Annotated in this window: 7 protein-coding genes; all 7 read right to left on the bottom strand. The window is 60.7% G+C overall.

What is annotated here, in order from left to right:
* Positions 1–192 precede the first annotated feature (192 nt).
* The 7 genes from GHO41_RS27275 to GHO41_RS27245 all read right to left on the bottom strand — a co-directional run bounded on the left by GHO41_RS27275 (position 193) and on the right by GHO41_RS27245 (position 9,896).
* On the bottom strand, positions 193–2,538 hold the full coding sequence (locus GHO41_RS27275) for a TonB-dependent receptor (RefSeq protein WP_256678868.1): 2,346 nt from the start codon (positions 2,536–2,538) through the stop codon (positions 193–195).
* Positions 2,539–2,766: 228 nt separating this feature from the next.
* Entirely contained in the window at positions 2,767–3,744 is a 978-nt protein-coding gene (locus GHO41_RS27270) for a FecR family protein (RefSeq protein ID WP_153326535.1), read from the bottom strand.
* Positions 3,744–4,238, bottom strand: coding sequence for a sigma-70 family RNA polymerase sigma factor (locus tag GHO41_RS27265; RefSeq protein WP_048387432.1), 495 nt, complete (start codon positions 4,236–4,238; stop codon positions 3,744–3,746). Before GHO41_RS27265 ends, GHO41_RS27270 begins: the two co-directional genes overlap by 1 nt.
* Positions 4,239–4,323: 85 nt before the next feature.
* The gene (locus tag GHO41_RS27260; protein ID WP_048387431.1) at positions 4,324–5,643 is read right to left on the bottom strand and encodes an MFS transporter; all 1,320 of its coding nucleotides are present in this window, start codon (positions 5,641–5,643) and stop codon (positions 4,324–4,326) included.
* A gap of 292 nt (positions 5,644–5,935) precedes the next feature.
* The gene (locus GHO41_RS27255) at positions 5,936–7,366 is read right to left on the bottom strand and encodes an efflux transporter outer membrane subunit (RefSeq protein WP_153435153.1); all 1,431 of its coding nucleotides are present in this window, start codon (positions 7,364–7,366) and stop codon (positions 5,936–5,938) included.
* Positions 7,363–8,427: an HlyD family secretion protein gene (locus tag GHO41_RS27250; RefSeq protein ID WP_153435152.1), complete on the bottom strand. Its 1,065-nt coding sequence runs from the start codon at positions 8,425–8,427 to the stop codon at positions 7,363–7,365. Before GHO41_RS27250 ends, GHO41_RS27255 begins: the two co-directional genes overlap by 4 nt.
* Positions 8,424–9,896, bottom strand: a complete 1,473-nt coding sequence (locus GHO41_RS27245) for an MFS transporter (protein WP_256678867.1) — start codon at positions 9,894–9,896, stop codon at positions 8,424–8,426. Before GHO41_RS27245 ends, GHO41_RS27250 begins: the two co-directional genes overlap by 4 nt.
* Positions 9,897–9,925: the final 29 nt, after the last annotated feature.

Below are 9,925 nucleotides of genomic sequence, written 5' to 3'. Positions count from 1 at the left end.
CTGCGTTCGGCCAGCGTGGTTTAACGGGGCCTCTAAGATCAAGATCAAAAGCCAGATCAAGATCAAAAGATCGCGAGCAAGCTCGCTCCTACAGGGCCTTTAGAATCAATCACTTATTTTGTGTTTGATAGGAGCGAGCTTGCCTCGCGATCTTTTAAACCCTCAAAAGACCGCGAGACAAGCCGTGCTGCTTTAGAACCCTACGCTGGCCTGCACGAAGAACGTGCGCGGCTCACCCACGTAGATACCCGAGTTGTTGTCGCTGGAACGGGTGTAGTACTCCTGGTTGAACAGGTTTTTGATGCCCGCGCCCACTTTCAGGTTCGACGCTTCAGGGCCAAAGTCGTAACCGACACGGGTGCTCCAGGTGGCGTAACCCGGAATATCGCCGTACTGGCCGTCCGGCGTCGGGTCGGTGATGTAAACCCCACCAGTGCCCGGTGCATGCTGTTGCGACTGGGCAAACATGTCGAGGTTGTAGCTCCAGCGGTTGACCACGTAGCGGGCGCCCAGGTTGAGCACTTGGCGCGAGTACAACGGCAGGTCACGGCCTTTGAAGTTGGCGATGTCACCCTCGGAGGTGGCTTTGGTGTAGGTGAAACCGGCGTTCACCGACAGGCCGTCAAGGGCCGGGTTAAGCGTCGACATGTCGTAATGAACCGACGTTTCGATACCCTGGTGCTTGGTCGCGCCGAGGTTGGTCCAGCCCACGTCGTTGCTCACGTATTGCAGCTCGTCAGCAAAGTCGATGTAGAACAGCGTGACTTCGCCGCCCCACACGCCATTGTCATAACGGGTACCGATTTCATAGGTCTTGGCCTTCTCAGGCTTCAGGCCCGCGGCGGTCTGGTCGCCCTGGCCGCCCTGCCCCAACTGGAAGTACTGCAAGCTGCCAAACGAGGTTTCGTAGTTGGCGAACAGTTTCCAGGCATCGGAGAGGTGGTACATCACGCTCAGGGCCGGCAACGCTTCGTTGCTGTCGATGCTGCGGTTTTTTTCCGGGACCGGCACGCCTTTGTTGTCCAGCACCGAGTGGTCCTGCCAGTTGGTGCTGATGCGCTCGAAGCGAATGCCCGGGGTAATGGTCCACTTGCCGACATCGATCTTGTCATCGATGTAGAACGAGTTGGCTTCGGTACCGCCGGTACGGTCCTGATAAATATGGCCGTCAGCCCCTGGACGGGCTACAGGCACCTTATTGACCAGTTGCAGTTGGCTGGCTTCTTCCTGCATGGCTTCTTTCAAGTAGCGATAGCCAATGCCCACTTCCTGGGTAACCTCACCCAGGGTGAAGACGTGCGACACCCGTGGCTCGATGCCGAAGGTGTGGTAGCTACGCGGGTATGACGCCAGGGTTTGCAGGTTGCGCGCAGCAATGTTGCTGCCACGGAAGCTGTCGGTGTAGTAGGTCAGGACTTCAAACTGGGTCTGATCATCAATCTGCCGCAGGTATTTGAAGGACACGTCCTTGCGGCGCCCGGTGAAGTTGTCCCAGTCGCGTACGGACTGGTACGGGTCAGCATCGAACTGCTTCTGCGTCAGGCCGCCGGGCATGTCGGCGGTGGCATCGTAGTAGTGGAAGTTAAGGCTGAAATCGTCTTGATCGGTCGGCGCCCAATGGGTTTTCAGCAACACGTCGTCGATGTCGTTGTTGTTATTGCTCGCCCGGTAGCCATCACCTTTGACACCGGAATAGAGCAATGCAGCACCGATACCGTTTTCGGCCGTGCCGCCCAGAAAGGCCGATTCCAGGTGCTTCCAGCCGCCACGCTCGGAGGTTTCCAGAGTGGTGCCGACTTCGCCCTGGAAGGTTTCCGGGATGGCGCGGGTCACAAAGTTGATCACGCCGCCCACGTTCTGTGGTCCATAGCGCACCGAACCGGCACCGCGGACCACGTCAATGCTGTCGAGGTTGCCCGAGGAAATCGGCGCCATCGACAGTTGCGGCTGGCCGTACGGGGCAAACGCTGCCGGTACGCCGTCAATCAATACGGTCGAACGGGGCGACAGACGCGAGGTCAAGCCACGCACGCCGACGTTCAAGGAGATATCGCTGCCGCCGGTGCCGTTGGATTCCTGTACCTGCACACCGGGAATGGTCTTGAGCACGTCGCCGACGGTCATTGCGCCCTGCTCGACCATCGCCTCGCGGCGCACCACTGTTCGCGCACCGGGGTGGTTCTGCACCACTTGGGCGTTGGCATCGCCCAGCCAGTTACCCACCACTTTCACGTCAACCGGCCCCAGTTCCAGCGGGCCGGAAGCGTCGGAAGCGCTCACGGTGGCCGCCGGGGTCAGGGTCACGGCGTCGCCATCAAGCTGGTAGTTCAAGCCGCTGCCTTGCAGCAGTTCACGCAGCGCTTGCTCGGGTGACAGGTTGCCGTTGACCGCAGGCGCCTGCTTGCCGGCCACCAGTTGCGGACTGAAAAACACCTGCAACGAGGTTTGCTGTGCCAACTGGCTCAACGCGGCACCCAGCGGCTGGGCCTGGATATGGATGGCGCTGGCAACGGCTTCGCCGGCAAACGCAGCGGGCATCGCCGCACTGACCGCGAGGGCCAGCGCCAGTGGCAACAAGCGCGATCGTGCGCTGGACGATGGAGCTTTCAAAGATGATTTAAGCGAGGAAAACCGCACACAAGGATGGTTGTTTTTCACGTCGAGTCTTGCCCAGTTGATCGCATTTGATTGCGCTTGTTAATGCAAACCAGTTGCAGTTGATCAAGAAGACGAAGAACTCGAAAAAAACCTGAATCCGATCTGAAATTATTTTGCCGAGATGATTTCCTGGCTGCCATCGTCACGGGTTTTGATCGCCACCGGCAGGATGCGCGGCAAGGCGCTGAGCAAGGCGTCGGTGTCGTTGGTCTTGAACACGCTGGTCAGGCGCAACTGCCCCAGCGCTGGCGTACTGACGTGCAGCGGCGTGTCCCGATAGCGCGACACTTCGGCGGCAACCTCAGCCAGGCTGGCGTTATTGAACACCAGTTGCCCTTTGCGCCAGGCCGTCAGTGCTTCGGTATTCACTGGTTGTACGGCCGCCACCTGCCCTTGGGCATTGACCACCGTGCCCAGTCCCGCCGTCAGGTTAACCCGCGATCCGGGTTCGTTACCCTGCACCCGCACAGTGCCCGACTCCACGGCGACTTGCGCCTGGCCGTCCTCGTGGCGCACATCAAAACGGGTGCCGGTGACGGTCACCTGGCCAGGGCCTGCGAGCACTACAAAAGGCCGATCCGTGTCGTGAGCCACGTTGAACATCGCCTCGCCCTGCTTGAGCACCACCGTGCGTTGCTGGCGTTCAAAACTGACCAACAACTGGCTGCGGCTGTTTAGCTCGATGGCCGAGCCATCCGGCAAGGTCACAGTGCGGCGCTCGCCTGCCGTGGTGGCAAAGCTGCCCTGGTAATTGCCCATAGACTGCAACTGCGTCCACACCAATGCGCCGCCCGCCATTGCCAGCACGCTGGCCGCCAGACCAAAACCCAGTACAGAACGGCGCTTGATCGGCTTGACCGGCACCTCGCAGAGGGCCTGCAGGCGCTCCTTGGGCAGCAAATCTGCTGCCGACCAGAGGTTGACCAGCCATTGGTATTCCGTTTCATGGCTCGGATGGCGGGCACGCCAGGCCTCGAATTCTGCCTGATCCCCGGCATTCAAGGCCTGCGCCTGCACACGGGCAAACCAGGTTGCGGCAGCGTCACGCACACTGGCGATGTCGTGGGTACCGTCACGCGTATCCATCATTGAGCCTCCACCCGTTCACGCAGATGTCGCAGGGTGCGGATCATATATTTTTCCACCATGTTCTTGGACAGTCCCAGGCGCTCGGCGATCTCGGCTTGAGTCAGGCCTTCGATCTTCTGCCAGACAAACACCTTCCTGCAGTTCAGCGGGAGCTCTTGCAGGGCTTTTTCAACAGACTCAGCCAACTGGATAGCACGCATGTACTGCTCCGGGTCGCCCGTCTCGGACGAACTTGGGGGAACGGCTGCCTGCTCCTTGGCGTCACGTAACTCTTCACGGCGAAAACCATCGACAGCGATATTACGCGCCATTTGATGCAAATAGGCACGCGGCTGCTCGACGGCCTCCGAAGTGGATTCGAGCACGCGTACAAAAGTGTCATGGGCCAAGTCTTGCGCCTGCTGGCGATTACGCAAGCGACGCGTCCAGGTACCGATCAACTCTTCGTAATGTTCAAAAAAGCCCGCTCGGCGGGGCACTTTGTGAGTCATCGCACTGGACTGAATAGGTGGGGCGTGAATAGTAATGCTTCCTATTAATCCCAGCAATCATTGCGCTGACGGAAGGTTGCCTGGCTCACACCTCTGCCAACGCGCGCAAACGCCGCTCGACCTGATGGCCACGGGCAAAGCCGAACCAGCGGGCCGTGAGCACGCCGACCAGGCCCATCACCCCACAGAACAGCACGCACACCCACGGGCTCCACGGCATCAGGGCAATCAGCAACAACGGCGTGATACTGGCCCAAAGCGCGTAAGCGATGTTGTAGGTAAACGAGATGCCCGACACGCGAATCTCTGCCGGGAACAAACCGACCATCACTGACGGCACCACGCCAACGATCCCGCAGGTCAAACCGGCCAGGGCGTAAGCCAGCCCCGGCAAGCCCCATTGCCCGACCAGGCTGGCGTAGAGCACGCCAATCCCCAGCGGCAATAGCACGCTGTACAGCACGATGCTGCGCCAGACGCCGATGCGGTCAACGATCAGGCCTGCCAACACACAGCCAATGTTCAAAAACACGATGCCTACGCTGCTCAAGGCAAACGTGTGGCTGGCGGTCATGCCGAACTGCTGTTGCATTACGGTGGGGGTAATGACGACAAACACCACCACGGCGCTGGTCAGTACGCAGGTCAGCAACGCGGCGGGCAGCAATGACGGGCGAAAATCCCGCAATACTGTGCGCAAAGGTAGCTCTACCCTGCCCTCACGGCGCTCGCGCAAGGCCAGAAACACCGGGGTTTCGCTCAGCCAGCGACGCAGCCACACACCGATCACGCCAAACACGCCACCCAGCAAAAACGGAAAGCGCCAGGCGTAATCAAGGATCTCGGCCGGGGTAAACAGTTGCGCCAGCAACGTCGCCGTCAGGGCGCCGATCAAGTAACCGAAGGTCAGACCGGCCTGTAAAAAGCCCAAGGCATAGCCGCGACGCCCGGCAGGCGCGTGTTCGGCAACAAATACCCAGGCACTGGGCACCTCACCACCGACTGCGGCGCCCTGAAAAATCCGCAACGCCAACAGCAAGAGCGGCGCGAAATAGCCAATATCGGCATACGTCGGCATGATCCCGATCAGCAGACACGGCAGGGCCATCATCAGGATGCTCAGGCTGAACACCCGCTTGCGCCCCAGATGATCGGCAAAATGCGCCATCAAGATGCCACCCAATGGGCGGGCCAGATAGCCGGTCACAAAAATCCCGAAACTTTGCAGCAAGCGCAGCCATTCCGGCATATCGGGCGGGAAAAACAGCTGGCTGAGGGTCAGGGCGAAAAATACAAAAATGATGAAATCATAGATTTCCAGCGCCCCGCCCAGGGCCGCCAGCCCCAGAGTTCTATAGTCGGAGCGCGAAAAACGCGTCGTGACAGCTTGAGTATCGGCAGACATAAATACGCTCAAAGTGAACTGGACACGCCTATGCTGGCGCTTGATTCGAGGGCCGAGCATAACAAATCCCTGCGCAGCCACGCAGATACGAACGCTGCAGCCCGTCATGCTGAATGTCGTAGGAGCGAGCTTGCCTCGCGATCTTTAAGATCAAAAGATCGCGAGGCAAGCTCGCTCCTACAACGTGGAGGGGTAGTAAAAAGACCCTATCGCGAGACAAGCTCGTACTTCGGATTCGGGATGCGCCTCAAATCCTTGGCCCGAGCCTGTCTCGCGATAGGGTCTCGATTTATTAGCCCTGCCAGCCTCCGCCCAGCGCGCCATACAGGTCGACCAGCGACAGTGAGACCTGGGCGGTGCTGTCGACCAGCGCTGCCTGGTTGGCCAGTAGAGCGTTTTGCACGGTCAGCACGTTGAGAAAGTCCACGGTGCCCTGGGTGTACTGCTGGTGAACGCTGTCCAGTGCCCGCTGGTTGTGTGCGACCGCCTGCAGCAGGCTGTCACGGCGGCGCTGGTTGGCCTGGTACGCCACCAGCGCGTCGTCCACTTCGTGCCAGGCACGCAGCACGGTTTTCTGAAAGCCAATACCGGCTTCCTGCTGGCGGCCTTCTTGTAATTGCAGCGCGCCTTTCAGGCGTCCACCCTCGAACAAGGGCACGCTCAGCCCCGGGCCAAAGGCAAAGCTGCGCGAGCCCCAACTGCCCAGGTCCGACAGTTGCAACGCCTGAAACCCCATACTCCCGGACAAGGTAATGCGCGGGTAAAAGTCCGCCTCGGCGACGCCAATCGCGGCCGTGGCTGCATGCAGTTGGGCCTGCGCGCGGCGAATGTCCGGACGTCGTTCTGCCAGTTCGCTGGGCAAGCCGATCGGTACGGTCGCGGCATAGGACGGTACGTTACCAGGCGTGCTCAATTGCGCCTGCAAGGCTCTTGGCTCGCGCGCCAGCAACAGGCTCAGGGCGTTGATCAATTGCGCGCTGTGCTGTTGCAACGGTGCCAGACGCGCCTGGATTTCTGCGACTTGGGCGGCCGCTTCAGAAACTTCCAGGTCTGTGACCACGCCTTCCTTGAGTTGCAACCGGGTCAGTTCCAGGCTGCGTTGGGCGATGTGCAGGTTCTGCTCGACCACCGCCAGCCCTTGCTGGGTGCTGCGCAGCTCAATGTAATCCTGGGCGGTCTGCACAATCACCAGCAGTTGCACGGCATGGCGGTCTTCTTCAGCCATTTGCACCGACGCATCTGCTACCTCCACCGAGCGCTTCACGCGGCCCCACAAATCGGCTTCCCAACTGATGCCGAGCCCGCCGTTCCACAGGTTAAACGCCTGCTTGCCCGCTTTACCCGACGGGTCATTCAAGCCTCGCTGGCTATTGCGACTGCGGCTGTAGCCCGCCGAACCGTCTACCGCCGGCAGCGTGTCGGCGGCGACCTGACGGCGCATGGCCCGGCTTTGCTCAAGGCGGCTGGCGGCCATTTGCAGGTCAAAGTTGCGCGTCTGGGCTTCACGTACCAACGCCGATAACTGCGCGTCGCCAAAACTGTCCCACCAGCGCATGTCCACCGGCAACTCAGCCGTGCCGCTGTGCCCGGACTGGCTTGGCGCATTCGCCCAATGCGCGGCCAACGGTGTCTCGGGCGTCCTGAAATCAGGGCCCATCACACAACCGCCAAGGCTCAGCAGGCTGTAACAGGTGACGGCGCAGGTCATTATTTTGCTGTTCATCGTGCGCTGACCTGCTGCCCGGAGGTGCTGGCGGTGTCGACAGATGCATCCACCGACATGCCCAGACGCAGTTGCTGGATCAACGGCTGGTCTGAGTCCAGGGTGATTTTGACCGGGATGCGCTGCACCACCTTGGTGAAGTTGCCGGTGGCGTTATCCGGCGCGATGGCCGAGAACGTCACCCCCGTGGCCGGGGCAATACTGTCGACGGTGCCGTGCAGTTGCTCGCCGGGGAAGGTATCGACCGTGACCATCACCCGCTGCCCCGGGCTCATGTGCGTCAGTTGATGCTCAAGAAAGTTCGCCACCACGTAGGCCTTGGCCACCGGCACCACGGCGAGCAAGGTGTCGCCAGATTTGACGTAAGCACCTTTGCGCACGCTGCGGCGCCCGACCACGCCGTCAAACGGCGCCACCAACTGGGTGTATGACAACTCCAGTTCTGCCCGTGCCTGCAACGCTTGTGCATGCTGCACTGAGGCCTCAGCGGCAGTGTGTTGCGCGGCCAGCACTCTTGTTTGCTGGCGGGCGGCTTCCAGTGCCGCGCGGTGTTGCGCCAATTGTGCTCGGGCTGTCTGTGAACGGTTCTTCGCCTGCTGCGAGTTTTGCAGAGTGCCTGCACCCTGCCCGGCCAAGTGCTCATAGCGTTGTAATTCGTGCTCGGCGAACTCCACCTGGGCGAGGTCGGCATCGACCGTGGCCTTGGCCTCCTCAATCAGCGAACGCTGGCGCTCAAGCATCGCCTGGGCATTCATCTGCTGGGCCTGGGCCGTGGCCACCATGGCCTGGGCGGCCATCACGCTGGCTTGGTAATCCTGCGCATCGATGCGCGCCAGCAACTGCCCGGCTTTGACCGGTTGGTTGTCCTCGACCAGCACTTCATCAATAAAACCCGCGACTTTCGGCGCGATCAAGGTGAAGTCGGCACTCACATATGCATCATTGGTACTTTGCTCCGGACCGCTGGCAAACACCACGCGCCACAACCCGTACAGCACCGCCAGCGCCATTACCCCTGCACCCGCCATCAGCAAAGGCTTGCGCCCGTTTGTTGTACTCATTTAACTGCTCCCGCCACTGTGCCCGGCGGATAAATCCGCGTCGGGCCAAAAGGAATAATGACAACCAATAAAATCGCGACACCGGCCATGCACAGGTACAAATCCGACGAGGTCAGTACCATCGCCTGCTGGTGCACCCGGTGCGCCAGATCGACCCCGGCAGACACCAGCGGCGAGTTGCCCAGGCGATCGACCAGGCTCATCGAGTGGAAGTGCTCACGGTTGACTGTCAGCACTTGCAACACGCTGCCCGCCGCCACCGCCGAGAAGCCTTTAACCGTGTTGAACCAGGCCGAAGCGAATGGTCCGTCAGCCGGATTGAGGCCACCCGTGGCCAGCATCAGCAAAGGGATCACCGCCATCGGCTGAGCGATGATTTGAATCGCCTGCAAGGCGTAAAAGTTCTCGCGGCTCCACACCGAGGTCACCTGCGAACCCAGTGCACAGGCCAACGCCAGCAAGCCCAGACCGATGGCCAGCACCCAGCGGCAATCAACCCGGCGCAGGTTGCACAGGGCGACCACCAGCGGCAGCGCAATCAACTGCGGCAAGGCCACCATCAGCATCACCGGCGCGGTTTCCAGCGGGCGATAGCCCTGAATCTCCGCCAGGTAGCTGGACGGGATCTTGATCACCGCCAACAGCACAAACAGCACCCCGGCCAAGGTCAGCAAAGCGCTGGAGAGGTTGCGGTTCTTCAGTAACTGCAATTTGAAGAACGGCAGCGGGTGCGACCATTCGTTGATGAAAAACAGCACCAGCAAAGCCAGCCCGCCGACGATAAAGATCCGGATCATTTCGGACTCGAACCAGTTCAGCCGCTGGCCAAGCTCAAGGCCCAGCACCAACATGATCAAACCGGGCAAGCCGAGCAGCAGCCCGCGCCAGTCAAACTGCTTGAAACGCTCCAGCCGCAGCGGGTCTTGCGGCAAACCCCAGGCCACACAAGCCATGGCCAGGAAGCTGAGGGGAATGACTTGCCAGAACGCCCACTGCCAACCGGCGTATTCCACCCACCAGGCCGACAACGGCGTACCAAAGCTGGGGCCAAAGGTGGCAGTCAGCGCATAACTGCCCAACCCGTACAGGCGGATGTGCGGCGGCAAAAAACGCAACGCCACCGACATCAACATGGGCGGCAACGCGCCTCCGGCAAACCCTTGCAAGGTCCGCAGCAACATCAACACAGAAACGTTGGGGGCGAAGGGACACAAGATACCCAGCAGCAAAAACGCGCCTATCGCACACAAGGTAAAGCGGCGCAGCGAGAACGTCGCCGCACACCACGGCGCGAAGGCCATGGCACTGATCGACGTGGCCGAATACACCGCCAGCAACCAGGTGCTTTCGTCATAACCGATGCCCATGGCGCCGCGTATGTCCGGCATCGCCACTTTGGTCACGTTCTCGTTAAAACCCGAGACCAGCACCGCCAGCAGTACCCCCACCAGCCCGGTAAAAATCCGCAGGCCAAACGCGGCACTGGCCGGTGGCGCTG

Source organism: Pseudomonas sp. FSL R10-0399, from assembly GCF_009600165.1.
In the GTDB taxonomy this organism is placed as follows: domain Bacteria; phylum Pseudomonadota; class Gammaproteobacteria; order Pseudomonadales; family Pseudomonadaceae; genus Aquipseudomonas; species Aquipseudomonas helleri.
This window is presented reverse-complemented; position numbering and strand designations above follow the sequence as displayed.